This is a genomic window from Geodermatophilus sp. SYSU D00691 (assembly GCF_054050275.1).
The window spans coordinates 50,442-76,693 of record NZ_JBJGYZ010000015.1 but is presented as its reverse complement, the minus strand read 5'-3'; the positions used below and the strand labels follow the sequence as shown (position 1 = coordinate 76,693).

Here is a 26,252-nt window from a genome sequence, read left to right as displayed (position 1 = left end):
CCTCACACCCCGGAGCGGACCTCGAGGTCGACGGCGAGGGGCAGGTGGTCCGAGGCGCCCTGGCCGTCGAGCACCTGCGCCGAGGCGACCGCGACGCCCGCGGTCACCCAGACCTGGTCGATCCGCCGGTGCGGGGAGCCGGCCGGGTGGGTGAACCCCTCGTCGTGCTGCCAGAACCGCCAGCCGGCGCGGTCCCCGCGCTCGCGGGCCAGCTCCCAGGCGTCGGTGAACAGCGGCTGCAGCGCCGCCAGCTCGGGGGCGTCGGGGGCGGTGTTGAAGTCGCCGACGACGACCCCGCCGGCCATGCGCTCGGTGTGCAGCGCGGCGATCGCGGCCAGCTGCGCCCGCCGCTGGTCGGCCGACCCGCGGCTGAGGTGGGTCGTCGTCACCCACAGCGTGCCGCCGTCGAGCTCGACGAGGGTGCGCAGGGCGCTGCGCGGCTCGCCGTCGCCGGGCAGCGGGTGGACGTCGCTGACCAGGATCGGCAGCCGCGACAGCAGCGCGTTGCCGTACTCCTTGTCCGGGCGGTCGCCGCTGCGCGGCTCGTCGATCGCCGGACCCCAGGCCAGCTGCATGTCCAGCGCGCGGGAGAGCAGCAGGGCCTGGTCGACGTCCTCGCTGCGGGCGCCGTAGTAGCGGTCGACCTCCTGCAGGCAGATGACGTCGGCGTCGGCGGCCTGCAGGACCTTGGCCAGGCGGGGCAGGTCGACGCGGTCGTCGTGCCCGGCGCCGTGGCGGATGTTGAACGTGACCAGCCGCACCGGGATCGGCGGCTGGTCCGGACCGGGGGCGGGCTTGGTCATGCCCCAGGTTCTCAAGCCCGGGACGTCGACGGTGCGGTCGGGCCGGTCAGACGCCGAGGACGCGGGCCAGGAGCGCCCGGCGGCTGCGGGTGCCGGTCTTGTCGAACACCGACTTCAGGTGGTCCTGCACCGTGTTCGGGGAGACCGACATGCGCTCCGCCACGTCCCGGGTGTCCGCGCCGGTGGCGAGGTGCCGGAGCAGCTCGGTCTCCCGAGCGCTCAGCCCCGTGCACCGGGCGAACAGCGACAGCCGCTCGGCCGCGCTCGAGCGGTCGACGGTGACGGCGATGTCGCGGAGGTCGGCGGGCCCGTCGCCGTCCAGCCGGGCCGCGCGCAGCGTGAGCCACCGGTTGCCGGCCAGGTGCACCCGCGCACGCGGCGGCGCGGCGTCGACGCCGGCCTCGACGGCGAGCAGCTGGGCCGCGACGTTGTAGGCGCCGGCGGGCACGGGCGGGCCGCCGTCGTCGCGGGGGACCAGCACCCGGAGCGCATCCTCGGTGCCGGGGGTCCGGCGGACCACCTCGAGGTCGTGCGAGAGGAGCAGCACGAGCGGCCCGCCGACGTCCTCGACCGGGGCGGCCGCCGCGAAGGTCCGCGCCTGGCCGCGGCGCAGGGCGGCGGTGACGGCGGGGGTGAGGGAGCCGAGGAACGCCACGTCGTCCGGCCCGAAGGTGCGCGGGCGCTGCCGCCACAGCTCGAGGAACGCCCACGTGCCGAAGGGGTCGGCGAACACCACCGTGGCGACATCGGCGACGTCGTACCGGCACAGCAGCTCCCGCCACAGCCGGCTGCGCGCCAGGTCGCCCCCGGTGGCCGCGGCGAGCGACGCGACCGGCGACGGCAGGCCGGTCCACCGGTTCAGCGCGGTGAGGTAGCGCAGGCGGACCAGTCGCGGCAGCTCGGGCAGGCACGGGACGTCGGCCAGCGGGGCGCAGCCCACCCGCGTCCGCGGATCGGTGAGCACCCAGGCGTGGGCGTCGAACCCCAGGGCGCGGCGCAGCTCGGCGAGCACGCGCAGCCGCAGGGTGCGGGCGTCCGCACCGGTCGCGCAGATCCGCTCGACCCGCTCCCGCGCCGCCGCCGACCCGGCCACGAGGGCAGGGTAGGGACGTCCGGCCGCGACGGAACCCCACATCCCTGGGATGGAACCCGCCGCGGCCGCTTCCTAGCCTCGCCGCCATGGTCACCCTGCACATCGAGCACCCGGTCACCGACCTCGTCACCTGGCGGCACGCCTACGACCGCTTCGCCGAGCACCGGCGGCGCGCCGGTGTCCGCGGCGAGCGGGTGCGGCACCCCGTCGACGACGCCCGCTACGTCGTGGTCGACCTGGACTTCGCGACCCCGGAGGAGGCGCGGCGGTTCCTGGCGTTCCTGGAGACGACGGTCTGGGCGTCCCGGCACAGCTCCCCGGCGCTGTCCGGCACACCGCGCACGCGCATCCTCGAACCGGTCTGATCAGGCGTCGGTCAGCGGCAGGTCGAGCACCCGGCGCAGTCCCTCCGCACCCCCGTCGTGGTCGGTGAGCCACAGGACGAACCGGGCCTCCCGGCCGTCGAGCACCAGCTCGCCGAGCTGGTTGCCGAAGAAGGGGCCGGCCTGCTTCTGCCACGCGTAGGGCATCCGCCGGACGCGGGCCAGCCGGGCCATCCCGGCGGTGAGCTTGCGCGCCCACCGGCTCCAGCCGATCCGGAAGCCGACCTGGATCGGGTGCGGCGCCTGGTTGTGCAGCGGCGAGACGGTCAGCTGGTGCACCCGCGTGGTCAGCCCGCCCGGTTCGACCAGCTCCGCGGCGTAGGCGTGGTGGACGTCGCCGGAGAGGACCAGCGCGCTGGCCGGCGCCCGGCCGTGCTCCCCGCGGGCCAGCGCGACCAGCGCCGCCCCCATCCGCTCGAAGGACCGGCCGAACGCCGCCCAGTGCTCCAGGTCGGAGGCCTGCCGCAGCTTCTCCGAGAGACGGCCGAGCGGGCGTCCCTCGTGCCGGACGTTGAGCGTCTCGTTCCAGCGCTCGAGGTTGTGGATCGCCGGGGGCAGCAGCCAGGGCAGCGAGGTGCCGATCACCAGGTGCTCGACGTCCTCCTCGACGGCGCGGCGCATGGCGGCCTCGACCCAGTCGAACTCGTCGTCGTCGAGCATCTGCCGGTCCTGCTCGTCGAGCACCCGCCCGGCGCGGCTGTCCACCATGATCATCCGGGCGCTGCCCCAGTGCCGCACGTAGCTCCAGCGGACGCCGACCGGCTCGGCGTCGGCCTGGTGCGCCATCTTGCGCAGGATCGGCTCGGCGTCGTCCGACCCGCTGTCGCCGAGCGCGCGCACCGCCTGCCAGGTCTGGTTGTCGGCCAGCTCCTGCGGGCTGAGGTTGCCCAGGTGCTGGTAGACCCAGTAGCTGACCAGCCCGCCGCTGATCCGCTCCTCCCACCAGTCCGACGTGGCGACCTCGTCGCGCCACGCACGGGAGGTGTTCCAGTCGTCGATCATCTCGTGGTCGTCGAAGATCATCGACGACGGGATGGTGGAGAGCAGCCAGCGCACCTGCGGATCGCTCCACGACTCGGCGTAGAGCCGGGTGTACTCCTCGAAGTCGGAGATCTGCGCGTCCGGCCGCACCTCCTCGCCGCGGCGCAGGCGCAGCCACCGGCGGGTGTGCGGCGTCAGCTCGTCGGCGTAGACCTGGTCGCCGAGCAGGACCAGGGCGTCGGGCCACTCGTCCTCCGGCGTCGCGGCCACCTGCGTGGCGTAGGCGTCGAGCGCGTCCGGCGGGATGCCCTCCCGGACGTCGACGGTCGTCGGCGAGGCGTAGCGGCAGGAGCCGAACGCGATCCGGAAGGGCCCCGGCCGGCCCGGGGTGCGGATCCGGCTGGGCGGGAAGGACGACGCCGCCGAGGGCCACACCCGCACGCCGTCCAGGTGCACCTCGTAGGGCGTGGTCGAGCCGGGCTGGAGGTCCTCGACGAGCACCAGGGCGTAGTGGTGCCCGCTGACGCAGAACGTGCGGGCGCGGCGGTCCAGCACCGACACCTCGCACGGCCGGTCGGTCTCGACCCACACGGTCGCCGACACCGGGTCGACGTGCCGCAGCAGCGGCCCGAGCAGCAGGACGGGGGTGTCGCCGTCGGCGGGTGCGGTCACGACCGGACACCTTTCCCTACCAACCCGTGTTTCGCCCAGCTCCCGCACTCCCGGTGCTGGGAGGATCGGGGCATGGAATTCGTGCTCATCGCGATCGCGATCCTGGTGGTCGCGCTGATCGCCGGGGTCGGGCTGCTCGTCAACCGCGGCCGGAGGACCACCCGTCTGGATGACGACGCCGCGAGCGGCACGACGCTGACCCGTCCCCGCCCGCCCCAGGCGCCGCCGACCGAGAAGCCGTCGGGCGCCACCGCTGCGCCGCCGCCCACCCGACCCGCCACCGCCGACCAGGTCCAGCCCGACACCGTGCAGCCCGAGGCGGCGCCCGAGGTCGAGCTGCCGCCGGCCGAGCCCGAGCCGGGGCTGGTCTTCGAGACGCCGCTGCCCTCGGCCGGCCGCCTGGTGCGCCTGCGCTCCCGGCTGGCCCGCTCGCAGTCCTCGCTCGGCCGCGGCCTGCTCACCGTCCTGGCCCGCGAGAAGCTGACCGAGGACGACTGGGAGGAGATCGAGGAGACCCTCCTCACCGCCGACGTCGGCGTCGCCGCCACCACGCAGATCGTCGAGCGGCTGCGCACCCAGTCCATGGTGCTGGCCACGGCCTCCGGCGAGCAGCTGCGCGAGCTGCTGGTGCGCGAGCTCACCGGCGTCCTGGGCCCCGACCTCGACCGCTCCCTCGGCGTCGACCGGCACGACGGCAAGCCCGGCGTCGTCCTGGTGGTCGGGGTCAACGGCGCCGGCAAGACGACGACGGTCGGCAAGATCGCCCGCGTCCTCGTCGGCGACGGCAAGAGCGTCGTTCTCGGCGCCGCCGACACGTTCCGCGCCGCCGCCGCCGACCAGCTGGAGACGTGGGGCGAGCGGGTCGGCGTCCTCACCGTGCGCGGGCGCGAGGGCGGCGACCCGGCGTCGGTCGCGTTCGAGGCGGTGCGCACCGGGATGGAGGGCGAGGTCGACACCGTCGTCGTCGACACCGCCGGGCGGCTGCACACCAAGTCCGGGCTGATGGACGAGCTGGGCAAGATCAAGCGCGTCGTGGAGAAGCAGGCGCCGGTCACCGAGACGCTGCTCGTGCTCGACGCGACCACCGGCCAGAACGGCGTCGTGCAGGCCCGGGTGTTCACCGAGGCCGTCGACGTCACCGGCGTCGTCCTCACCAAGCTCGACGGCACGGCCAAGGGCGGCATCGTCGTGTCGGTGCAGCGCGAGCTCGGCATCCCGGTCAAGCTCATCGGCCTGGGCGAGGGGCCCGACGACCTCGCGCCGTTCGAGCCGCAGGCGTTCGCCGAGGCGCTGGTCGGCGGCGCGGAGACCGACCGGGCCGCCTAGCGCCGTCCTAGCCGTCTGCCGGTTCGGGCGCCCAGCGCTGCTCGATGCGCCCGAACCGCCAGACGGCCAGGGCCGCTCCCCAGGCGACGGCGAAGAGGCCGACCGTGGCGATCCCGACGAACTCGAGGTCCAACGACGCCGCCCAGGCGAGCGGACCCGACTCGACGCCCAACCGGTCGACGAGGAGCCCGGCCAGCACGAGCGTGCCGATGACGAGGGCGACGGTGACCGACAGCAGCGTGACGGTCAGGTTGTAGAAGACCTTGCGGACCGGCTTGAGGAACGCCCAGCCATAGGCCCGCGACATGAGGATGCCGTCGGCGGTGTCGAACAGGCTCATGCCCGCGGCGAACAGCACGGGCAGCACGAGGATCGCGTACCAGGGCAGGACGAAGGCGGCCGATCCCGCGGCGAGGACCAGCAGCGCGACCTGGGTGGCCGTGTCGAAGCCCAGCCCCATGAGCAGCCCGACGGGGTAGAGGTGCCACGGCTTGCTCACCCGCCGGGTCACGCGCCCGAGCAACCGAGCGAGGAAGCCGCGGTTGTGCAGGTGGCGCTCCAGCTCCGCTTCGTCGAACTCCCCGCTGCGCATCTGTCGGAAGACCTTGGCGATGCCGATCGCGGCGACGAGGTTCATCAGGCCGATGAGCAGGAGGAAGACGCCGGCGACGACCGTCCCGACGAGGCCGAGTGCCTGGCCCACGCCGGAGTCCTCGTCCTGCACCACACCGGCGACCGAGCGGACCCCGAGGACGAGCAGCAGGGCGGCGCCGAACACCACGGACGAGTGCCCGAGGGAGAACCAGAACCCGGAAGAGACCGAGGACTTCCCCTCGCCGACGAGCTTGCGCGTGGTGTTGTCGATCGAGGCGATGTGGTCGGCGTCGAAGGCGTGTCGCACGCCCAGCATGTAGGCCGTCAGGCCGACCCCGACGCCCAGCACGCCCGTGCTGCCGAGGCTGTAGCCGTGTGGGGCGACCGCGAGGACCAGTACACCCCAGCCGATGACGTGCAGCAGGAGCACGAACGCGGTCATTCCCGCGATGGCCCGCCGGTCGCGCCCCGAGAACCGGCGGCTGGTCGCGGCGGACGGGGGCGGGGCGGTCGCGCCGGCTGGGTGCACGCCCCGACCTTAGTGCGAACGACTTGCAACAACACCCCGCAGGGTCGGTCGCCGTGTGGGCCCCGCCACGGATCGGAGCGTGCGCAACACGACTGGAACACGGGGGCCGGACACGCGGCGCGGAGTTCACCGTCCCGAAACAGCGTCGCGCGCCCAGGCGAAACAGGTCGACGGCACCGTGAACGCCACGTCGCCCCCAGGGACGGGGGCGCCGGCCCCACCCATCCGTCCCCGGTGCGCCCCCGTGGTCCCGGGTCCGTCCTTCCTCGTGGCCGTCCCCGTGACGGCCACCGATCCCGTCAGGAGGTTGCCGTGGACACCGGCGACACCGCCTGGGTTCTCGCCAGCGCCGCCCTGGTGCTGCTGATGACCCCCGGCCTGGCGCTCTTCTACGGCGGCATGGTCCGCGCGAAGAGCGTCCTGAACATGATGATGATGAGCTTCGGGGCACTCGCGCTGATCGGCGTCCTGTGGGTCCTCTACGGCTACTCGATGGCGTTCGGCGACGACGTCGGCGGCGGCCTGCTGGGCAACCCCTTCGAGTTCTTCGGCCTCTCCGGCCTGCTCGGCACCGAGGGCATCGACAACGGCTTCGCGGCCACCGAGCTCGTCTTCACCGTCCCGTCGATGGCCTTCGTCGCCTTCCAGGGGATGTTCGCCATCCTCACCGTCGCGCTGATCTCCGGGGCGATCGCCGACCGCGCCCGCTTCGGCCCCTGGATGGTCTTCGCGGGCATCTGGGCCACGGTCGTCTACTTCCCGGTCGCGCACTGGGTCTTCGCCTTCGACGGCGCGGAGTCCGAGACCGGCGGCTGGATCGCCAACAGCCTCCTCGCGATCGACTTCGCCGGCGGCACCGCGGTGCACATCAACGCCGGTGCGGCGGGCCTCGCCCTCGCCCTGGTGCTCGGCAAGCGCCGCGGCTTCGGCCGCGACCCCATGCGGCCGCACAACCTGCCGCTGGTCATGGCCGGCGCCGGCCTGCTGTGGTTCGGCTGGTTCGGCTTCAACGCCGGCTCGGCGCTGGCGGCCAACGGCCAGGCCGCCGAGGTGTTCGTGACCACCCTGGTCGCGACCTCCGCCGCGGCCCTGGGCTGGCTGGCCACGGAGAAGATCCGCGACGGCCACGCCACCTCGCTGGGCGCCGCCTCCGGTGTCGTCGCCGGCCTGGTCGCGATCACGCCGGCCTGCTCCTCGGTCACGCCGGTCGGCGCGATCCTCGTCGGCCTGATCGCCGGCGTCCTCTGCGCCCTCGCCGTCGGCCTGAAGTACAAGCTGGGCTACGACGACTCGCTCGACGTCGTCGGCGTCCACCTCGTCGGTGGCCTGTGGGGCACCCTCGCGGTCGGCCTGTTCGCCTCGGCGGCCACCACGGCCGGCGTCGACGGGCTCTTCTACGGCGGCGGCGTCGACCAGCTGTGGCGGCAGGCCATCGGCGCGTTCGCCGTCCTGGTGTTCTCCTTCGTGGTCACCTTCGTCATCGGCTTCGCCATCCAGAAGGTCATGGGCTTCCGGGTCTCCGAGGAGGACGAGGTCAGCGGCATCGACACCGCCGTGCACGCCGAGTCGGGGTACGACTTCGCGTCGCTCGGCGGCGGTGGGGGAGCATCGGTCACCGGCCAGACGTCCGTCTCGGCCCGTAGCACGGAAGGGGTCGGGGCGTGAAGCTGGTCACCGCCATCATCAAGCCGTTCAAGCTCGACGACGTGAAGAACGCCCTCGAGCTGATCGGGATCGCCGGCCTCACGGTCAGCGAGGTCCAGGGCTTCGGCCGCCAGCGGGGGCACACCGAGGTCTACCGAGGGGCGGAGTACCAGGTGGACTTCGTGCCGAAGGTCCGCATCGAGGTCGTCGTCAGCGAGCTCGACGCCGCCCGCGTCGTCGACGCCGTCGTGGAGGCCGCCTCCACGGGGCAGATCGGCGACGGCAAGGTGTGGGTCACCACGATCGACGAGATCGTCCGGGTCCGCACCGGCGAGCGCGGGGACGACGCGCTCTGAGCAGGGCTGCGTGAGCAGCTGAGGACACCCGTCGGCCGGGGCAGCGGGGCAACCCGTCGCCCCGGCCGACGCACTTCCACCGAGGCCGGACCGGTCGCGCAGAGGGGACGACGTGCTGGACATCGAGGCGCTGCCGGGGATGCTCCGCGCCGAGCGGGTGGCGGCGCTGGACTCCTGGCTGACCGGCCTGCTGGCCGACGCCGCGGCGGGGACGCCGCCGCCGAAGCAGCGCCGCGGGGCTCCGCCGCCCCGCTCCGGCACCGAGGGCCTCGCGCTCGTCGCCGTCGGCAGTCTGGGCCGGCGCGAGCCGCCGCCGCACGGCGACCTCGACCTGGTGCTCGTCCACGACGGCCGGCCGGAGATCGCCGCCCTCGCCGACGCCGTCTGGTACCCGATCTGGGACGCCGGCCTGCGCCTGGACCACTCGGTGCGGTCGGTGTCGGAGGCGGTCTCGGTCGCCTCGGCCGACGTCAAGGCCGGGCTGGGGCTCCTCGACGCCCGCCTCGTCGCCGGCGATCCCGAGCTGGCCGCCGGCCTGCGCGCGGCGACGCTGGCCAGCTGGCGCGCCTCGGCGTCGAAGCTGCTGCCGCAGCTGCGCGACCTGCGGCGCGGCCGGGCCCGCCAGGTCGGCGAGCTGGCCTTCCTCCTCGAGCCCGACCTCAAGGAGGCCTACGGCGGCCTGCGCGAGGGCCAGGTGCTGCGCGCCATCGCCGCCGCCCAGCTGGCCGACGAGCCGACCGCCGAGGCCGAGCAGGCCTACGCCTTCCTGCTCGACGTCCGCGACGAGCTGCGCCGGCGCAGCGGCCGGCCCGGCGACGTCCTGGTCCGCCAGGAGCAGCGGCCGGTGGCCGACGCCCTGGGGCTGGCCGACGAGGACGCGCTGCTGCGCGAGGTGAGCCTGGCCGGGCGCCGGCTGGCCTTCGTCGCCGACGAGACGTGGCGGCGGGTCGACGCGGCGCTCGTCCGCCGTCCCCGCGGCCGCTACCGCCGGGTCCGCCGCGAGCCGCTGGCCGACGGCGTCGTCCGGCAGGGCGACGAGGTCGTGCTGGCCCGCGACGCGAAGCCCGCCGCCGACCCCGGGCTGCTGCTGCGCGCCGCGGCGGCCGCGGCCCGGGCCGACGTGCCGCTGTCGCCCTACACGCTCAAGGTGCTCGCGGTGCACACGCCGCCGCTGCCGGAGCCCTGGCCGGCCGAGGTGCGCTGGTGGTTCCTCAGACTGCTGGCCAGCGGCCGGCCCGCCGTCGCCGTCCTGGAGCAGCTCGACCAGGAGGGTCTGCTCGCCCGGCTGCTGCCGGAGTGGGACCGGGTGCGCTCGCTGCCGCAGCGGCACCCGTGGCACCGCTTCACCGTGGACCGGCACCTCGTGGAGGCCGCCGCGGCCGCCGCCGAGCTCACCCACGACGTCGACCGGCCCGACCTGCTCCTCGTCGGGGCGCTGCTGCACGACATCGGCAAGGGCTGGCCCGGCGACCACAGCGTCGTCGGCGAGCCGATCGCCGCCGCCATCGCCGCGCGGATGGGGTTCACCCCGGCCGACGTCGCCACGGTCGCCGCGCTCGTGCGGCACCACCTGCTCCTGCCCGACACCGCCACCCGGCGCGACATCGACGACCCGGCGACGGTCGACCGGGTGGCCGGCACGATCGGCCGCGACCCGGCGGTGCTGCAGCTGCTGCACGCGATCGCCCAGGCCGACGGCGCGGCGACCAGCGCCTCGGCGTGGTCGCCGTGGAAGGCGCACCTCGTCGCCGGGCTCGTGGCCCGGGTGCAGGCGCGGCTCGGCACGACGGCGGCCGACGATCCGGAGCCGGTGCTGCACCCCACCGAGCCGCAGGTGAGCGCGACGGCGCCGGGCGGCCCCGGCGCGCTGACCGTCGGCGTGGAGGACGTCGCCGACGGCCAGCAGGTGACCATCGGCGCACCCGACCAGCACGGCCTGTTCAGCGTCCTGGCCGGGGTGCTCGCGCTCAACCAGCTCGACGTGCGGGCGGCCAAGGTGTCGGCGGAGAACGGGCACGCGACCGCCGTCTTCGCCGTGCGCCCGCGGTTCGGGCGGGCGCCGGTGCCCGAGATCCTGGCCGACGGCGTGCGGGCGGCGCTGGAGGGCACGCTCTCGCTCGCCGACCGGCTGCGCCAGCGGGAGGCCGACTACCGGCAGAACGGCGGGCGCAGCGCGCCACCGCGCATCTCGTGGCACGACTCGGAGGTCAGCGGCGTGGCCACGGGCATCGTCGAGGTCCGCGCCGGCGACCGGGCGGGGCTGCTGTACCGGCTCACCGCCGCGATCGCCGACGAGGGGCTCGACGTGACCTCCGCCCGGATCGAGACCTTCGGCGCCGACGCGGCCGACAGCTTCTACGTGGTGAACCCCGAGGGGCGGCCGATCGACGCCGAGCAGCGGCAGCGGGTCGAGGCGGCGCTGGTCGACGCCGCGCGGGGGGCTCCGGCCGACGTCTCCTAGCGCACGCGACCCCGTCCTGTCGCGCGACACGCCGGGCCGGGTTCCCGGCTCCCGTCGGTGGGTCGTGCGAGTGTCGACGCCGCGGGACGGACCGGTCCCGCCGAGCGACGAGGGGGAGTTCTCGTGGAGAGCCGGACCTGGCCCTGCCCGACCTGCGGCGACGACCGCGACTTCGTGCAGCCGCCGTGCGTCGACGGCCACACCGGGGACGGCAGCGAGTGCCCCGAGTGGGCGTGCGCGGACTGCGGCACCGCGCTGGTGGTCGGCGACGTCGTCCCCGTGGTCGCGATGCGGCTGACCCGCGCGGCCTGAGCTTTCCCGCAGCCGCCTGGATACCCTGGCTGCAGGAGGCGCGGCTCGGCCGTGCCCGGAATCTCTGCTGAGGACGTGCTGTGTTCGAGACGCTCTCCGACCGCCTGGACAAGGTCTTCACCGGCCTGCGGGGCAAGGGTCGGCTGACCGACGCCGACATCGACGCGACGGCGCGGGAGATCCGCATCGCGCTGCTCGAGGCCGACGTCGCGCTGCCCGTGGTGCGGGCGTTTATCAACGCGATCAAGGAGCGGGCCCGCGGGTCCGAGGTCTCGCAGGCGCTGAACCCGGCGCAGCAGGTCATCAAGATCGTCAACGAGGAGCTCATCGGCATCCTCGGCGGCGAGACCCGCCGGCTGCGGTTCGCCAAGACCTCGCCGACGGTGATCATGCTCGCCGGCCTGCAGGGCTCCGGCAAGACGACGCTCGCCGGCAAGCTGGGCCGCTGGCTGAAGTCGCAGGGGCACACGCCGCTGCTCGTGGCCGCCGACCTGCAGCGCCCGAACGCGGTCAACCAGCTGTCGATCGTCGCCGGCCAGGCCGGGGTCGACGTGTTCGCGCCCGAGCCCGGCAACGGCATCGGCGACCCGGTGCGGGTGGCGGCCGACTCGATCGACCACGCCCGCCGCACCATGCACGACGTCGTCGTCGTCGACACGGCCGGCCGCCTCGGCATCGACGCCGAGCTGATGGCGCAGGCCGCGGCGATCCGCGACGTCGTCCAGCCCGACGAGACGCTGTTCGTCGTCGACGCGATGATCGGTCAGGACGCCGTCACCACGGCCGAGGCCTTCCGCGACGGCGTGGGCTTCTCCGGCGTCGTGCTCACCAAGCTCGACGGCGACGCCCGCGGTGGTGCCGCGCTCTCGGTCCGCTACGTGACCGGGCAGCCGATCATGTTCGCCTCCACCGGCGAGAAGCTCACCGACTTCGACGTCTTCCACCCCGAGCGGATGGCCTCGCGCATCCTCGGCATGGGAGACGTGCTCACCCTCATCGAGCAGGCCGAGCAGGCCTTCGACGCCGAGCAGGCCGAGAAGATGGCCGGCAAGCTCGTCAGCCGCGAGGGCTTCACGCTCGAGGACTTCCTCGAGCAGATGATGGCGATCCGCAAGATGGGCCCGATCGCCAACCTGCTCGGCATGCTGCCCGGCGCCGGGCAGATGAAGGAGCAGCTCAAGCAGATCGACGACCGCGACCTCGACCGGACCGCGGCGATCATCCGCTCGATGACGCCGGAGGAGCGGGTCAACTCCAAGATCATCAACGCCTCGCGGCGGGTCCGGATCGCCAACGGCTCGGGCGTGAGCGTCACCGACGTCAACCAGCTGCTGGAGCGCTTCGCGCAGGCCCAGAAGATGATGGGCCAGATGGCCGGCAGCATGGGCCTGCCCGGGATGGGCCCCATGTCGAAGAAGGCCCGGGGCCGGCAGATGCAGGCCCAGTCGAAGAAGGGCAAGAAGGGCAAGGGGAAGGGCAAGAGCGGCCCCGCCCGCCGGCCCATGGGCGCGCCCGGCGGGCTGCCGGGTGGCTTCCCCGGCGGCGCCGGCGGCTTCCCCGGCGGGATGCCCGGCGGCATGCCGAGCCTGCCCCCGGGTCAGGGCCTGCCCGACCTGTCCAAGCTCAACTTCGACCAGTTCAAGGACGACGGCGGCCGGTGACCCCCGCCGTCCACCTCGCCGGTGTCGTCCTCCCCGAGGGGGAGCACCGCGACCTGTGGGTGCGCGACGGGCGGATCACCTTCGACCCGGTGCCCGGCGCCGAGACGGTCAGCCGCGGCGGCTGGCTGCTGCCCGGCCTGGTCGACGCCCACTGCCACGTCGGCATCGGCCCGGGCGGCGCCCCCGTGGAGGACCCCGCGGAGCTGCGCGCGCAGGCCATCGCCGAGCGCGACGCCGGCGTCCTCGCGCTGCGCGACTGCGGCGTCCCGGTCGACACCCGCTCCCTCGACGACGACCCGGAGCTGCCGCGGATCATCCGCGCCGGCCGGCACGTCGCGGCGCCGCGCCGCTACATGCCCGGCGTGGCCGTCGAGGTCGCGCCCCCCGATCTCGCCGCCGAGGTGACCACGCAGGCCGGCCGCGGCGACGGCTGGGTGAAGCTGGTCGGCGACTGGATCGACCGCGGCGTCGGCGACCTGGCCCCCGAGTGGCCGCGCGAGGCGGTGGAGGCCGCGATCGCCGCCGCGCACGCCGCGGGCGCGCGGGTCACGGCGCACACCTTCGGCACCGACGCGCTGCCCGACCTCATCGACGCCGGCATCGACTGCATCGAGCACGGCACCGGGCTGACCGAGGAGCTCATCGGCCGGATGGCCGCCCGGGGCACCGCCGTCGTCCCCACGCTGGTCAACGTCGAGAACTTCCCCGGCTTCGCCGCGGCGGGGGAGCAGAAGTTCCCCGCGTACGCCTCCACGATGCGCCGGCTGCACGCCTCGGCCGGCGCCGTCGTCCGGGCCGCGTACGACGCCGGCGTGCCCGTGTTCGCCGGCACCGACGCCGGCGGCGGGATCGCGCACGGCCGGATCGCCGACGAGATCCGGGCCCTCGCGGCGGCCGGGCTGCCCGCCGAGGCCGCCCTGGCGGCCGGGTCGTGGGCCGCCCGGGACTGGCTCGGGCTGCCGTGCCTGGAGGAGGGGGCGCTGGCCGACGTCGTCGTCTACGACGCCGACCCGTGCGCCGACCTCGACGTGCTGGCCCGCCCCGCGCTGCGCATCCTGCGCGGCCGCATCGTCTGAGCGGAGTCCGAGGGCGCGGGAAGTGCGGTCCTCGGACTCCGCTGCGCTCAGACGCTGACCCCGGCGGCCACGCAGGCCTCGCCGAAGGCGGTGATGGGCTCGTCGAGGACCGGCAGGGCGTCGAGGATCGGGGTGCCGGCCTCGACCTCGTCGATCACGGGACGATCTCGGCCGGGTCGATGGCGCCGGTCCCGTCCACCCCGAAGAGGGCGAGCGCGACGTGGCCGTACCAGCCGGCGACGGCCTGGCAGAGGCCCACGTCGCCGGGCACGCCCTGCCCCGGGACGGGTAGCTGCTCGCCGTCGGTGCCGGTCGGGGCAGCGGTGGGGTCGGCGGTCCCGGTCGAGCCGGTCTCCTCGAGCGGTGGGTCGGCGGTCTCGCTCGCCTCGGCGGCCGCCGCTACCAGGGCGAGGGCGGCGGGCCGTCGGGGGGTGCGCATGGGATCTCCGTTCCGGTTACGGCCGCCGGCCCGTCGCGGAGCACCGTCGCCCGGCCCGCTTGCCCGGGACTTGCCGCGCGCTAGGCAGGGGGCCCGAGAGAGGGTGACCACCGCGCCGGCCGCGGACGACGTCACGCGCAGGGCCCCGCCGGAGCTCTCCGCCGTCCGCCGGGCGATGTCGAGGCCGAGGCCCGTGGAGCCGCCGCCGCTGCGGCCGCGCTCCAGCGACGCCTCGGGCACGCCCGGGCCGGAGCCGGCGACGGACACCTCGGCCCCGCCGTCGGCGCGGGGGCGGACCGCCACCCGGAACGCCGTCCCCTCCGGGGTGTGCGCGAAGACGTTGCCCAGCAGCGCGTCGACCGCGGCGCCGAGGTCGGCGGCGGCCACCCGGACCGGCAGCACGGCCTCGGGGGACGACAACGGTGGCGACAGCGGCAACAGCGGCCGCGGCTCCGATGACTGACCGCACGGCACCCGGGGCGGGCCCGGCCGAGTCCTCGGCCGGGCCCGCAGATATCGGTTGAGGTCTGCTGGGAGACTGGGTCCGTGCTCCTGCGGATGTCCTCTCTGTTCCTGCGCACGCTGCGCGACGACCCGGCCGACGCCGAGGTGCCGAGCCACCGGCTGCTCGTCCGCGCCGGCTACATCCGCCGCGCCGCGCCCGGCGGCTTCACCTGGCTGCCGCTGGGCTACCGGGTCTTCCGCAACGTCGAGCGGGTGATCCGCGAGGAGATGGACGCCATGGGCGCCCAGGAGGTGCACTTCCCGGCCCTCCTGCCGCGCGAGCCCTACGAGGCGACCGGCCGCTGGACGGAGTACGGCGACAGCCTGTTCCGGCTGCAGGACCGCCGCGGCAACGACTTCCTGCTCGGGCCGACGCACGAGGAGATGTTCACGCTCCTCGTGAAGGACATGTACTCGTCCTACAAGGACCTGCCGCTCTCGCTGTACCAGATCCAGACCAAGTACCGCGACGAGGCGCGTCCGCGGGCGGGCCTGTTCCGCGGTCGCGAGTTCACGATGAAGGACAGTTACTCCTTCGACGTCGACGACGCCGGGCTGGACCGCTCCTACACCGCCCACCGCGACGCCTACATCCGGATCTTCGACCGGCTGGGCCTGGAGTACGTCATCGTCTCGGCGATGTCGGGCGCCATGGGCGGGTCCAAGAGCGAGGAGTTCCTGCACCCGACCGAGATCGGCGAGGACACCTTCGTCCGCTCGCCCGGCGGGTACGCGGCCAACGTCGAGGCGGTCACCACCGTCGTCCCCGAGCCCGTGCCGCTCGACGGCCTGCCCGACGCGCACGTCGAGGACACCCCCGACACCCCGACGATCGAGACGCTCGTCGCGGTCGCGCAGCAGCTGTTCCCCGACGCGGGCTACACCGCGGCGTCCACGCTCAAGAACGTCGTGGTCACCCTCGTGCACCCGGACGGCGTCCGCGAGCCGCTCGTCATCGGCGTCCCGGGGGACCGCGAGGTCGACGCCAAGCGCCTCGAGGCGCAGGTCGCACCGGCCGAGGTCGAGCCGTTCGCCGACTTCGAGAAGCACCCGGCGCTGGTCAAGGGCTACATCGGCCCGGAGGTGCTGGGCAAGGACAGCGCGACCGGCATCCGCTACCTGGTCGACCCGCGCGTCGTGCCCGGCACCCGGTGGATCACCGGCGCCAACGAGGCCGGCAAGCACGTCTTCGACCTGGTGGCCGGGCGGGACTTCACCTGGGACGGCGTCATCGAGGCCGCCGAGGTGCTGCCGGGCGACCCCGCGCCCGACGGCTCCGGCCCGCTCGAGCTCGCCCGCGGCGTGGAGATGGGCCACATCTTCCAGCTGGGCCGCAAGTACGCCGACGCGCTGGACCTCAAGGTGCTCGACGAGAACGGCAAGCTCGTCACGGTCACGATGGGCTCCTACGGCATCGGCGTCTCCCGCGCCGTCGCCGCGATCGCCGAGTCCACGCACGACGAGCTGGGGCTGTGCTGGCCGCGGAGCATCGCGCCGGCCGACGTGCACGTGGTCGCCACGGGCAAGGACGCCGCGGTGTTCGAGGCGGCGCAGGCGCTGGCCGACGAGCTGGTCGCCGCCGGGCTCACCGTGCTCTACGACGACCGGCCCAAGGTCAGCCCCGGGGTGAAGTTCAAGGACGCCGAGCTGCTCGGCATGCCGACGATCGTCACGGTCGGCCGCGGGCTGGCCGAGGGCGTGGTCGAGCTGCGCGACCGGGCGAGCGGGGAGCGCCAGGAGGTGCCGGTCGGCGAGGCCGCCGCCCGCGTGCTGGCCGCCGTCCGCGGCTGAGGCCGCCGCCGTCGGGGACGTCGACATCGGCGCTCTCGCACGCCTCCGCCCCGGAAACCGTGCGACAGCGCCGATCTCGACGAGGATCACCCCGCGGCCGCGAGGCGTCGTCCCGGCATCTGGCATGATGGTCGGTCGAACACGGCGGTGGGCGGCCCTCTCACCGTTGCCGGCCGTGTCCCTGGCTCCGCCACCGGCGTACCCCCACACGTCGCGTCCGGCGAGCACCGACACTGCGTTCGAGGAGTACACCACCCACCGTGGCCACCAAGATCAAGCTCATGCGCCTGGGCAAGATGCGCGCGCCGTACTACCGCATCGTCGTCGCCGACGCCCGCACCAAGCGGGACGGGCGCTCGATCGAGACGATCGGCAAGTACCACCCGAAGGAGGAGCCCTCCTTCATCGAGGTCGACAGCGAGCGCGCCCAGTACTGGCTGGGCGTCGGCGCGCAGCCGACCGAGGCCGTCGCCGCGATCTTCCGCGTGACCGGTGACTGGCAGAAGTTCAAGGGCGAGCCGGCCCCGGCGCCGATGAAGGTCGCCGAGCCCAAGCCGGACAAGAAGGCCCTGTACGAGGCCGCCGTCCGCGCCGCCGGTGGCGAGGAGGCCGCCGAGGGCGCCACCACGCCGAGGAAGAAGGCCGCCCCGAAGAAGGCCGCCGAGGCGCCTGCCGAGACCGTGGCCGAGGCCGCGGCCGCCGGCGGCGAGGGCCCGGCCGCCGGTGGGCCGGCTGCGACGCCCGCCGAGTAAGACGTGCTCGAAGAAGCGCTCGAGCACCTGGTCAAGGGCATCGTCGACCACCCCGACGACGTCACCGTCGACCTGCTCAACAGCCGCCGCGGCAAGACCCTCGAGGTCCGGGTGCACCCCGACGACCTCGGCAAGGTCATCGGCCGCGGCGGGCGCACCGCCAAGGCGCTGCGCCAGGTCATGACCGGCGTCGGCGGCCGCGGCCTGCGGGTCGACGTCGTCGACACCGACGGACGCTGAACGCACCTGAGCACGACCCCTGACACCCCGGACACCGTGGTGGTCGGCCGCATCGGCCGGCCCCACGGCGTCCGGGGTGAGGTCACCCTCGAGGTCCGCACCGACGACCCCGACCTGCGCTTCACCCCCGGGGCCGCCCTGGTCACCGACCCCGCCTCCCGCGGCCCGCTGACCATCGAGAGCGCCCGCTGGCACCGCGACGTGCTGCTGCTGACGTTCGAGGGCGTCGCGAGCCGCGAGGCCGCCGAGGAGCTGCGCGACACCCTCCTGCTGGTCGACGTCGCGGCGCTGCCCGACCTCGACGACCCCGACGACTTCTACGACCACCAGCTGGTCGGTCTGACCGCGCGGCTGACCGACGACACGGTCCTGGGCGAGGTGGCGGCCGTCCGCCACGAGGGCGCCGACCTGCTGGTGGTGCGCCGGCCGGACGGCGGCGAGGTGCTGATCCCGTTCGCCAAGGCCATCGTCCCCACCGTCGACCTCGCGGCCGGGCACCTCGTGGTCGACCCGCCCGAGGGGCTGCTGGAGCTCTGATGGGCTACCGCATCGACGTCGTCACGATCTTCCCCGAGTACCTGGCGCCGCTGCGCCAGTCGCTGCTCGGCAAGGCCGCCGAGCGCGGACTGGTGAGCATCGCCGTCCACGACCTGCGGCGGTGGACCGACGACGTCCACCGCACCGTGGACGACGCCCCGTACGGCGGCGGCCCCGGCATGGTGATGCGCCCCGAGCCGTGGGGACGGGCGCTCGACGACGTCCGCCCGCCGGGCACCCGGCTGGTCGTGCCGACGCCGGCCGGGCGCCGGTTCACCCAGGCCATGGCCGCGGAGTGGGCCGCCGAGCCGGGGCTGGTCTTCGCCTGCGGCCGCTACGAGGGCATCGACCAGCGGGTCGCCGACTGGGCCGCGGCCGCCGGGCCGGTGTCCGAGGTCTCGCTGGGCGACTACGTGCTGGCCGGCGGCGAGTCCGCCGTCCTGGTCATGGTCGAGGCGGTCACCCGCCTGCTGCCCGGCGTCGTCGGCAACCGCGAGTCGGTCGAGTACGACTCGCACGCCGACGGCCTGCTCGAGGGACCCTCCTACACCCGCCCGGCGTCGTGGCGCGGGCTCGACGTCCCGCCGGTGCTGCTCTCCGGCGACCACGCGGCGATCGCGCGCTGGCGGCGGGCCGAGTCGCTGCGGCGCACCGCCGCCCGCCGGCCCGACCTGCTGGCCGGCCTGCCGGAGGACGCGCTGTCGGACGCCGACCGGGCGGTCCTCGAGGGTGGCTGAGCGACCCCGGATCCGCGCCAGCGCGCGTGTGGTCCTGCTCGACCCGGGGGGACGGGTCCTGCTGTTCGGCGCGCGGCTGGTCGACCTGAGCACCCCGCCCGGGCCGGTCCTGTACTGGTACACGCCCGGCGGCGAGGTCGAGGCGGGGGAGCCGGTGCGGCTGGCCGCGGCGCGGGAGCTGGCCGAGGAGATCGGGCTCGTCGTCGACCCGGCGGTCCTCGAGGGGCCGGTGTGGATCCGCCGCGTCGTCGTCCCGTTCCTCGGCGAGCTGGTCGACGCGCGGGAGACCTACTTCGTCCTCCGCGACGTCGAGCACGAGGTCGACGTCAGCGGCCAGACCGAGCTGGAGCTCTACGAGGACCAGCCGTGGCGCTGGTGGACGCCGGCGGAGGTCGCCGCGAGCGGCGAGGAGTTCGCCCCGCGGGAGCTCGCCGCGGTGCTGCCGGAGCTGCTCGCGGGCCCCTGGACGGGGCCGCCGCGCAGCGTCGACTGAAGTTGTGGCACAGTAGAGAGCTGCTGCAGACGTCAGTGCCGCTGACGCACGCGCTCCGCGAGAGCCGCTGCCCCCGCCGAAGGCCAGCCGGGGACCACGGCTGTCCGGACCGGGAACGAACCACCGCTAGGACGACAGGACTGCTGAGATGAACACCCTGGACGCACTCGACGCCGACTCGCTGCGCGACGACATCCCCGAGTTCCGTCCCGGCGACACCGTCAAGGTGCACGTCCGCGTCGTCGAGGGCAACCGCTCGCGCATCCAGGTCTTCCAGGGCGTCGTCATCCGCCGTCAGGGCGGCGGCATCCGCGAGACCTTCACCGTGCGCAAGGTGAGCTTCGGCGTCGGCGTGGAGCGCACCTTCCCGGTGCACACCCCGGTCGTCGAGAAGATCGAGGTCGTCACCCGCGGCGACGTGCGCCGCGCGAAGCTGTACTACCTCCGCGAGCTGCGCGGCAAGGCCGCCAAGATCAAGGAGAAGCGCGAGCCGGTCGCGCGCTGACCCCACGCACCACTCGTCGCACCCGGGTCCCCCGGGGTGACCACGGCGGGTCCTGCCCGGCCGTACGCTGGTCCCCGATGAGCAGCGATCGGCCCGCGGGGCCCGCCGACGGCGTTCCGGGGGACGACGGCCAGCCCCGCTCCGGTCAGCCGGAGACCACGGAGGACGAACCGACGCCGGAGCGGCAGGCACGCTCCCGGCGCAGGCGCCGGGACGAGCCGAAGAAGAAGGGCTCGCTGCTGCGCGAGCTCCCGGTCCTGCTGCTGATCGCCTTCGTCCTGGCACTGCTGGTCAAGACCTTCTTCGTGCAGGCGTTCTTCATCCCCTCCGGGTCGATGGAGCAGACCCTGCACGGCTGCACCGGCTGCACCGGCGACCGCGTGCTGGTCAACAAGGTGCCGTACTGGTTCGGCGAACCCGAGCCCGGCGACATCGTCGTCTTCAAGGGCCCCGACACCTGGTCGCCGGAGGTCGAGGTCTCCGAGCCCAGCAACTGGTTCTCGGGCGCCCTGCTGTGGCTGGGCCGCTCGATCGGGGTCGCGCCGCCCAGCGAGGACGACTACGTCAAGCGGGTGATCGCCACCGGCGGGCAGACGGTCGAGTGCTGCGATGCCGAAGGGCGGGTGACCGTCGACGGCGACCCGCTCGACGAGCCCTACATCTACGAGGACAACCCGATCGAATCGCGCCGTTTCGGCCCGGTGACCGTTCCCGACGGCCGGCTCTGGGTGATGGGGGACCACCGGTCGGCCTCGGCCGATTCCCGCAACCACGTCGGCGACGAGTACTCCGGGACCGTCGCGGTGTCCGACGTCATCGGCAAGGCCGCCGTCATCGTGTGGCCGCTGGACCGGTTCGGCCTGCTCGCCTCCCCGGACATCCAGGGGCTGGAGGCCGCCGGCAGGCCCGGTGCGGTCGTCGCCCCGGAGGCCGTGGGCCTGGCGGCCGTGGTGCCGTTCGCGCTGTGGCGCCGCCGGCGCCGTCGCTGAAACCATTCGCGCCGCCATTCCCGAATGGCCGAGCGCCGTTTCGCGTGTGACCCGGGACGCAGGGAACGGCATTTGCTCGCCGTCCCAGAAATTTCCCGAAAAGGGGTAAAGCAACCGTTTCACCCTTCCGATGGAGGTGTTGGAACTTCCCGGAGTTGAAACGGAGTCAGTTGTGTCTGCACCCATGGCGAGCACCGCCCGCGGCGTGACCCGCGTGCTCCTCCTCGCCGACAGCCCCGTGCTGCGTCGCGGCCTGGTCAGCATGGTCAACGAGACCGCCGGCATGCAGTCCGTGGGCACCCCGGGCGAGCTGCGCCGGGCCCTGACCCTGGTCGAGACCGCCCGCCCCGACGCCGTCGTGGTCGAGCTGGGTTCGGGCAAGGCGGCCACCCTCAACGCCTGCCGCGACCTGCGTCGCCGGTTCCCCCGCGTGACGATCGTGGCGCTGGCCACCTCCGAGGACCCGGCCGTCGTCAACGAGGCCGTGGCCGCCGGTGTCCGGGGCTACCTGCTCATGAACACCTCGCCCACGCTGCTCGGCTGGGCGATCCTGGCCGCCCGCGCCGGCCGCACCGTCGTCGACCCGCAGATCCGCCGGGTCGAGCCGTCGGCCGTGCCGGCGGGCAAGCCGTTCGTCCCCGAGGTGCCGCTGACCCGCCGCGAGCAGGACGTGCTCGACGAGCTGATCCAGGGTCAGTCCAACCGCCAGATCGGGCGCAACCTGTTCATCAGCGAGGACACGGTCAAGAGCCACGTCAAGGCCATCCTGCGCAAGCTGGGTGCCCGCGACCGCGCCCACGCGGTGTCGCTGGTGCTCTCCTCGCGCGGCGGTGCCGGTGGCGCCTGCACCTGCGGCGCGCACGCGCTGACCGCCGCCGCGGCCGAGGTCGACGCGGACGCCTGACCCGCACCACCCACAGCACGGACCGTCCGCCTCCTCGGCGGTCCGACCCCGGCTCGGGCCGGTCCCCCTCGCGGGGGACCGGCCCGAGCCGTGTCCGCCGGGTGGTGTCCGCCGCCGTCCTGTCCCCGCCTCGTCGTAGGGTCGGACGGCGATGGCTCTGCGTCCCCTCCCCGCCCGCTCCGCTTCCCCCGAGCAGCCGGCCGACGAGCGTGCCGATGCTTTGTGGGACATGGAACGACGCCTGCGCCGGCGCGGGTTCGCCGCGATCGCCGGCGCCGACGAGGCCGGCCGCGGCGCCTGCGCCGGACCGCTCGTCGCCGCGGCGTGCATCCTCCCGGCGGGGCGCCGCGGCCGCGTCCCCGGCCTGGCCGACTCGAAGCTGCTCACCGCCCCCGCGCGGGAGCGGGTCTACGCCGAGGTCGTCGCGCGCGCGGTCGCCTGGTCGGTCGTCGTCATCCCGGTCGAGGACCTCGACGCCCGCGGCATGCACGTCACCAACCTCGAGGCGCTGCGCCGGGCGGTGTGCGCGCTCGACCCGTCGCCCGACTACGTGCTCACCGACGGTTTCCCGGTGCCCGGCCTCGCCCGGCCCACCCTCGCCGTGTGGAAGGGGGACCGGGTGGCCGCCTGCGTGGCCGCCGCCTCGGTGCTGGCCAAGGTGACGCGGGACCGCATGATGCTCGAGCTGCACGAGCGCTGGCCCGAGTACGACTTCGCGGGCCACAAGGGCTACATCACCGACGTGCACAGCGCCGCCCTGGAGCGGCACGGACCCTGCCCGGAGCACCGGATGCGCTTCATCAACGTGGCCCGGGCCCGCGATGCCCGCCTCGCCGCCCACGCCGGGCGGGCCCTCCAGCTGACCGGTCCCGCCGGGATGGTCGATGATGGACCCATGACGCCGGGGACTGGGCGATGAGCACCGAGGATCTCGAGAAGTACGAGACCGAGATGGAGCTGCAGCTCTATCGCGAGTACCGGGACATCGTCCGCCAGTTCACCTACGTGGTGGAGACCGAGCGGCGGTTCTACCTGGCCAACTCGGTGGACCTGCAGGTCCGCGAGGCCGGCGGCGAGGTGTTCTTCGAGCTCAAGCTCAGCGACGCCTGGGTGTGGGACATGTACCGGCCGGCTCGGTTCGTGCGCAACGTGCGCGTGCTGACGTTCAAGGACGTCAACGTCGAGGAGCTGGACAAGCCCGACCTCGAGCTGCCCTCCTCCTAGCTCCGTCCACAGCCGGGAGCCGGATCCACAGACCGCGGTCGAGCGGTCCGCACCGCCCGGCGGCGGGCGAGGCTCGGGGGGTGTCCACCACCTCGGACCTGGGGGTCCACGGCGAGCGCGTCGCCGCCGCCTACCTGACCGACGCGGGCCTGCGCCTGCTCGACCGCAACTGGCGCTGCCGCGAGGGCGAGCTCGACATCGTGGCCCGCGAGGGCGACGCGCTGGTCTTCTGCGAGGTGAAGACCCGGCGCGGCACCGGCTTCGGCCACCCGGTCGAGGCGGTGACCCCCGCGAAGCAGCGCCGGCTGCGCACGCTGGCCCAGCGCTGGCTGGCCGCGCACGACGAGCACGCGCCCGACCTGCGCTTCGACGTCGTCGGCGTGCTCGTGCGGCCCGACCGGCCGGCGCTGGTCACCCACCTGCGCGGGGCGTTCTCGTGACGCTCGCCCGCACGTGGTCGGTGGGGCTGGTCGGCGTCTCCGGGGCGCTGGTCGAGATCGAGGTCGACGCGGCCTCCGGGGTGCCGCACACGGCGCTGGTGGGGCTGCCCGACGCGGTGGTCCGCCAGTCGGTCGACCGGGTGCGCGCGGCCATCACGACGGTCGGGGCGAGCTGGCCGCAGCGCCGGGTCACGATCAGCCTGTCGCCGGCGTCCATGCCGAAGCAGGGCAGCGGCTTCGACCTGGCGCTCGCCGTGGCCGTGCTGGCCGCCGCGGAGGTCGTCCGCGGCCCCGACGTGGAACGCCTCGTGCTCCTCGGCGAGCTCGGCCTCGACGGGTCGGTGCGCGGCATCCGCGGGGTCCTGCCCGCCGTCCTGGCGGCCGCCCGCGCCGGGCACCGGCGGGTCGTGGTGCCGCCGGCCAACGCCGACGAGGCGGCGCTGGTCGCCGGCGCCGAGGTCCTCGCCGCGCCCACGCTGGCCGGGCTCGTCGACCACCTCACCGGCGGCGAGCGGCTGGTCCCGCACGTCCGCGGGACGTTGCCGCCGCCGCGGCCCGGGCCCGACCTCGCCGACGTCGTCGGCCAGACCGCGGGACGGCGGGCCGTGGAGGTCGCCGCCGCCGGCGGGCACCACCTGTACCTGACCGGCCCGCCGGGGGCGGGCAAGACGATGCTGGCCGAACGGCTGCCCGGGCTGCTGCCGCCGCTCGACGACGACGCCGCGCTCGAGGTCACGGCGATCCACTCGATCGCGGGCACGCTGCCGCCCGGGGCGCCGCTGATCACCCGCCCGACCTTCGAGTCACCGCACCACTCGGCCACCCTCGCCTCGCTCGTGGGCGGCGGGTCGGGCCAGATCCGGCCGGGCGCGGTGTGCCGGGCGCACCGCGGGGTGCTCTTCCTCGACGAGGCGCCGGAGTTCCCGCGTGCGGTGCTCGACACGCTGCGCCAGCCGCTGGAACGGGGCTCGGTGACCATCCAGCGGGTCGGTGGCTCGGCGACCTTCCCGTGCCGCGCCCAGCTGGTGCTGGCGGCCAACCCGTGCCCGTGCGCCAGCGCGGCGGGCGACGCCGCCTGCACCTGCAGCGCGCTCGAGCGGCGGCGGTACCAGTCCCGGCTGTCCGGTCCGCTGCTCGACCGCATCGACCTGCGGGTCGACCTGCCGCCCGTCACCCGGGCGGCGTGGCTGGACGGCCTGGGGACGCCGGAGCCGTCGGCGGCGGTGGCCGCCCGGGTGGCCGCCGCGCGAGCCGCGGCGGCCCAGCGGCTGCGGGGGAGCGGGTACGCCCTCAACGCGCACGTGCCCGGGCGGCTGCTCCGCGAGCGGTGGACGGTCCCGCGGTCGTCGCTCACGCTGGTCGAGCGGGCGCTGGAGCGCGGCGCCCTGTCGGTCCGCGGCTACGACCGGGTGCTGCGGGTCGCGTGGACCGTCGCCGACCTCGCCGGTCGCACGGTGCCGGACGCCGACGACGTCGCCGAGGCCCTCGGCATGCGCCTGCAGCGGGCGGCGGCGTGAGCCTCGACGAGGACCTCGCCGAGGCGGCCGCGGCGCCGGGGGAGCGCACCCCCGGCCTGCTGCGGGCCCGCGCCTGGCTCAGCCGGGCCGTGGAGCCCGGCACCGTCGACCTCTGGCGGTTCGTCGACCGGCACGGCCCGGTGGAGGCGGTCCGCCGGATCCGGGCCCGGACGGCGTCCCCCCGGGTGCTGGGCCTGCTCGGTGCGCGCGCCGAGCGCGACGACACCCTCGCGGACCTGCGCCGCGCCGAGCGGTGCGGGGCCCGGCTGGTGGTGCCCGAGGACGACGACGAGTGGCCGGCCTTCCCGCTGCACGCGCTCACCCTGGCCACCGCCGAGGAGCCCGACGAGCCGAAGCACCAGTCCGACCGCACGACCGCCCCGGTGCCCCCGCTGGCGCTCTGGGTGCGCGGCCCGGGCCGGCTCGACCAGCTCGCCGACCGGTCGGTGGCGATCGTCGGTTCCCGTGCCTGCACGGCCTACGGCGAGCACGTCGCCGGCGACCTCGGCCACCAGCTGGCCGGGCGCGGCTGGACCGTGGTCTCCGGCGGTGCCTTCGGCATCGACGCGGCCGCCCACCGCGGCGCCCTGGCGGCCGACGGGCCGACCGTCGCCGTGCTGGCCTGCGGCGTCGACCGGCCCTACCCGGCGGGCAACGGCGCCCTGCTGCACCGCATCGCCGACAGCGGGCTGCTGGTCAGCGAGTGGCCACCGGGGGCGGCGCCGCACCAGCACCGGTTCCTCGTGCGCAACCGGATCATCGCGGCGCTCACCCGCGGCACCGTGGTGGTGGAGGCGGCGGCCCGGTCCGGGGCGATGGCCACCGCGAACCGGGCGAGGAAGCTGGGCAAGTCCGTCATGGCGGTGCCGGGGCCGGTGACGTCCGCGATGTCGGTCGGCTGCCACGAGCTGCTGCGGGGGACCGGCGACGAGCGGCCGGCGCGGCTGGTGGCCTCCGCCGCGCACGTGCTCGACGAGGTGGGCGGTCTCGGCCTCGACCTCGCCCCGCCGCCGGACCGCCCGGCCGCCGCCCGGGACGGGCTCTCCGATGTCGCCCGGCGCGTCCTCGACGCCTGCCCGGTGCGGATCGGCGTGGCCCCCGAGCGGCTCGCCGCCGTGGCCGGCTGCGACGTCGTCGAGGTGCTGCGCGTGCTGCCGGCCCTCGAGCTGGCCGACCTCGTGCAGTGGACCGGCACGGGGTGGCGGCTCACCCCGCCGCCCAAGCCCGCCCGCTGACCGCCGTCGGGGTCGGTTGCGGGCAACCCGACGGCGCGGCGCCTTGACCGGCGC

General features: G+C 74.9%; 27 protein-coding genes. 22 read left to right on the top strand and 5 right to left on the bottom strand.

The features are described from left to right. Positions 1-2: 2 nt before the first annotated feature. On the bottom strand, positions 3-803 hold the full coding sequence (locus ACI797_RS13120; protein ID WP_456859077.1) for an endonuclease/exonuclease/phosphatase family protein: 801 nt from the start codon (positions 801-803) through the stop codon (positions 3-5). Between the two features lie 46 nt (positions 804-849). Next, a complete protein-coding gene (locus ACI797_RS13115) occupies positions 850-1,896 on the bottom strand; it encodes a LuxR C-terminal-related transcriptional regulator (protein ID WP_456859076.1) in 1,047 nt (348 codons plus the stop codon). An 86-nt stretch (positions 1,897-1,982) separates the two neighbouring features. On the opposite strand from ACI797_RS13115, the gene ACI797_RS13110 reads away from it, so the two are divergent. Further along, entirely contained in the window at positions 1,983-2,261 is a 279-nt protein-coding gene (locus tag ACI797_RS13110) for a hypothetical protein (protein ID WP_456859074.1), read from the top strand. Here ACI797_RS13110 and ACI797_RS13105 read toward each other — a convergent pair whose 3' ends face one another. Continuing rightward, on the bottom strand, positions 2,262-3,932 hold the full coding sequence (locus ACI797_RS13105) for an alkaline phosphatase D family protein (RefSeq protein WP_456859073.1): 1,671 nt from the start codon (positions 3,930-3,932) through the stop codon (positions 2,262-2,264). It abuts the gene before it with no gap. A 72-nt stretch (positions 3,933-4,004) separates the two neighbouring features. Between ACI797_RS13105 and ftsY the strand changes: the two genes are divergently transcribed. Further along, the gene (ftsY, locus tag ACI797_RS13100; protein WP_456859071.1) at positions 4,005-5,258 is read left to right on the top strand and encodes a signal recognition particle-docking protein FtsY; all 1,254 of its coding nucleotides are present in this window, start codon (positions 4,005-4,007) and stop codon (positions 5,256-5,258) included. A 7-nt stretch (positions 5,259-5,265) separates the two neighbouring features. Here ftsY and nicT read toward each other — a convergent pair whose 3' ends face one another. Then, on the bottom strand, positions 5,266-6,381 hold the full coding sequence (nicT, locus tag ACI797_RS13095) for a Nickel transporter NicT (RefSeq protein ID WP_456859070.1): 1,116 nt from the start codon (positions 6,379-6,381) through the stop codon (positions 5,266-5,268). Between the two features lie 312 nt (positions 6,382-6,693). On the opposite strand from nicT, the gene ACI797_RS13090 reads away from it, so the two are divergent. The 6 genes from ACI797_RS13090 to ACI797_RS13065 all read left to right on the top strand — a co-directional run bounded on the left by ACI797_RS13090 (position 6,694) and on the right by ACI797_RS13065 (position 13,891). Further along, positions 6,694-8,046: an ammonium transporter gene (locus tag ACI797_RS13090; RefSeq protein WP_456859069.1), complete on the top strand. Its 1,353-nt coding sequence runs from the start codon at positions 6,694-6,696 to the stop codon at positions 8,044-8,046. After that, the gene (locus tag ACI797_RS13085; RefSeq protein ID WP_456540269.1) at positions 8,043-8,381 is read left to right on the top strand and encodes a P-II family nitrogen regulator; all 339 of its coding nucleotides are present in this window, start codon (positions 8,043-8,045) and stop codon (positions 8,379-8,381) included. Before ACI797_RS13090 ends, ACI797_RS13085 begins: the two co-directional genes overlap by 4 nt. Before the next feature lie 112 nt (positions 8,382-8,493). Then, positions 8,494-10,842 carry a [protein-PII] uridylyltransferase gene (locus tag ACI797_RS13080; protein WP_456859067.1) on the top strand — a complete coding sequence of 783 codons (2,349 nt, stop codon included), beginning with the start codon at positions 8,494-8,496 and terminating at the stop codon, positions 10,840-10,842. Between the two features lie 123 nt (positions 10,843-10,965). Continuing rightward, positions 10,966-11,154, top strand: a complete 189-nt coding sequence (locus ACI797_RS13075; protein ID WP_456859066.1) for a hypothetical protein — start codon at positions 10,966-10,968, stop codon at positions 11,152-11,154. Between the two features lie 80 nt (positions 11,155-11,234). Further along, the gene (gene ffh / locus ACI797_RS13070; protein WP_456859065.1) at positions 11,235-12,815 is read left to right on the top strand and encodes a signal recognition particle protein; all 1,581 of its coding nucleotides are present in this window, start codon (positions 11,235-11,237) and stop codon (positions 12,813-12,815) included. Beyond that, entirely contained in the window at positions 12,812-13,891 is a 1,080-nt protein-coding gene (locus ACI797_RS13065; RefSeq protein ID WP_456859064.1) for an amidohydrolase family protein, read from the top strand. Before ffh ends, ACI797_RS13065 begins: the two co-directional genes overlap by 4 nt. Positions 13,892-14,045: 154 nt before the next feature. Here the strand turns inward: ACI797_RS13065 and ACI797_RS13060 are convergent, their stop codons facing one another. Beyond that, complete coding sequence (locus tag ACI797_RS13060; protein ID WP_456859062.1) at positions 14,046-14,750, bottom strand: ATP-binding protein; 705 nt, start codon at positions 14,748-14,750, stop codon at positions 14,046-14,048. A gap of 138 nt (positions 14,751-14,888) precedes the next feature. On the opposite strand from ACI797_RS13060, the gene ACI797_RS13055 reads away from it, so the two are divergent. The 14 genes from ACI797_RS13055 to dprA all read left to right on the top strand — a co-directional run bounded on the left by ACI797_RS13055 (position 14,889) and on the right by dprA (position 26,198). Next, positions 14,889-16,625 carry a proline--tRNA ligase gene (locus ACI797_RS13055; RefSeq protein WP_456859061.1) on the top strand — a complete coding sequence of 579 codons (1,737 nt, stop codon included), beginning with the start codon at positions 14,889-14,891 and terminating at the stop codon, positions 16,623-16,625. Positions 16,626-16,885: 260 nt separating this feature from the next. Beyond that, a complete protein-coding gene (gene rpsP, locus ACI797_RS13050) occupies positions 16,886-17,377 on the top strand; it encodes a 30S ribosomal protein S16 (RefSeq protein WP_456859060.1) in 492 nt (163 codons plus the stop codon). Between the two features lie 3 nt (positions 17,378-17,380). Beyond that, positions 17,381-17,617: an RNA-binding protein gene (locus ACI797_RS13045; protein WP_448627359.1), complete on the top strand. Its 237-nt coding sequence runs from the start codon at positions 17,381-17,383 to the stop codon at positions 17,615-17,617. Positions 17,618-17,653: 36 nt separating this feature from the next. After that, the gene (gene rimM / locus ACI797_RS13040; protein ID WP_456859058.1) at positions 17,654-18,154 is read left to right on the top strand and encodes a ribosome maturation factor RimM; all 501 of its coding nucleotides are present in this window, start codon (positions 17,654-17,656) and stop codon (positions 18,152-18,154) included. Then, positions 18,154-18,891: a tRNA (guanosine(37)-N1)-methyltransferase TrmD gene (gene trmD, locus ACI797_RS13035; RefSeq protein ID WP_456859057.1), complete on the top strand. Its 738-nt coding sequence runs from the start codon at positions 18,154-18,156 to the stop codon at positions 18,889-18,891. Before rimM ends, trmD begins: the two co-directional genes overlap by 1 nt. Beyond that, the gene (locus ACI797_RS13030) at positions 18,884-19,384 is read left to right on the top strand and encodes an NUDIX hydrolase (protein ID WP_456859055.1); all 501 of its coding nucleotides are present in this window, start codon (positions 18,884-18,886) and stop codon (positions 19,382-19,384) included. The genes trmD and ACI797_RS13030 overlap by 8 nt, the downstream gene beginning before the upstream one ends. 148 nt (positions 19,385-19,532) lie before the next feature. Then, positions 19,533-19,889: a 50S ribosomal protein L19 gene (gene rplS / locus ACI797_RS13025; protein WP_456540282.1), complete on the top strand. Its 357-nt coding sequence runs from the start codon at positions 19,533-19,535 to the stop codon at positions 19,887-19,889. 77 nt (positions 19,890-19,966) lie between these two features. Then, entirely contained in the window at positions 19,967-20,878 is a 912-nt protein-coding gene (gene lepB, locus ACI797_RS13020) for a signal peptidase I (protein ID WP_456859054.1), read from the top strand. Between the two features lie 184 nt (positions 20,879-21,062). Continuing rightward, positions 21,063-21,782, top strand: a complete 720-nt coding sequence (locus tag ACI797_RS13015) for a LuxR C-terminal-related transcriptional regulator (RefSeq protein WP_456859053.1) — start codon at positions 21,063-21,065, stop codon at positions 21,780-21,782. 151 nt (positions 21,783-21,933) lie between these two features. Further along, entirely contained in the window at positions 21,934-22,701 is a 768-nt protein-coding gene (locus ACI797_RS13010) for a ribonuclease HII (RefSeq protein ID WP_456859052.1), read from the top strand. Continuing rightward, entirely contained in the window at positions 22,698-23,006 is a 309-nt protein-coding gene (locus ACI797_RS13005; protein WP_448627367.1) for a DUF2469 domain-containing protein, read from the top strand. Before ACI797_RS13010 ends, ACI797_RS13005 begins: the two co-directional genes overlap by 4 nt. 80 nt (positions 23,007-23,086) lie before the next feature. Next, the gene (locus ACI797_RS13000) at positions 23,087-23,446 is read left to right on the top strand and encodes a YraN family protein (RefSeq protein ID WP_456540286.1); all 360 of its coding nucleotides are present in this window, start codon (positions 23,087-23,089) and stop codon (positions 23,444-23,446) included. Further along, the gene (locus ACI797_RS12995; protein WP_456859050.1) at positions 23,443-24,963 is read left to right on the top strand and encodes a YifB family Mg chelatase-like AAA ATPase; all 1,521 of its coding nucleotides are present in this window, start codon (positions 23,443-23,445) and stop codon (positions 24,961-24,963) included. The genes ACI797_RS13000 and ACI797_RS12995 overlap by 4 nt, the downstream gene beginning before the upstream one ends. Further along, positions 24,960-26,198, top strand: a complete 1,239-nt coding sequence (gene dprA / locus ACI797_RS12990) for a DNA-processing protein DprA (RefSeq protein WP_456859049.1) — start codon at positions 24,960-24,962, stop codon at positions 26,196-26,198. The genes ACI797_RS12995 and dprA overlap by 4 nt, the downstream gene beginning before the upstream one ends. The last annotated feature ends 54 nt before the right edge of the window (positions 26,199-26,252 follow it).

Excerpts from the sequence above, each read along its gene's own strand:
- ACI797_RS13120 (WP_456859077.1), bottom strand. The coding sequence starts at position 803 with ATGACCAAGCCCGCCCCCGGTCCGGACCAGCCGCCGATCCCGGTGCGG.
- ftsY (WP_456859071.1), top strand. The coding sequence starts at position 4,005 with ATGGAATTCGTGCTCATCGCGATCGCGATCCTGGTGGTCGCGCTGATC.
- ACI797_RS13015 (WP_456859053.1), top strand. The coding sequence starts at position 21,063 with ATGGCGAGCACCGCCCGCGGCGTGACCCGCGTGCTCCTCCTCGCCGAC.
- trmD (WP_456859057.1), top strand. The coding sequence starts at position 18,154 with ATGGGCTACCGCATCGACGTCGTCACGATCTTCCCCGAGTACCTGGCG.
- ACI797_RS13010 (WP_456859052.1), top strand. The coding sequence starts at position 21,934 with ATGGCTCTGCGTCCCCTCCCCGCCCGCTCCGCTTCCCCCGAGCAGCCG.
- rplS (WP_456540282.1), top strand. The coding sequence starts at position 19,533 with ATGAACACCCTGGACGCACTCGACGCCGACTCGCTGCGCGACGACATC.
- ACI797_RS13005 (WP_448627367.1), top strand. The coding sequence starts at position 22,698 with ATGAGCACCGAGGATCTCGAGAAGTACGAGACCGAGATGGAGCTGCAG.
- ACI797_RS13055 (WP_456859061.1), top strand. The coding sequence starts at position 14,889 with ATGTCCTCTCTGTTCCTGCGCACGCTGCGCGACGACCCGGCCGACGCC.
- lepB (WP_456859054.1), top strand. The coding sequence starts at position 19,967 with ATGAGCAGCGATCGGCCCGCGGGGCCCGCCGACGGCGTTCCGGGGGAC.
- ACI797_RS13110 (WP_456859074.1), top strand. The coding sequence starts at position 1,983 with ATGGTCACCCTGCACATCGAGCACCCGGTCACCGACCTCGTCACCTGG.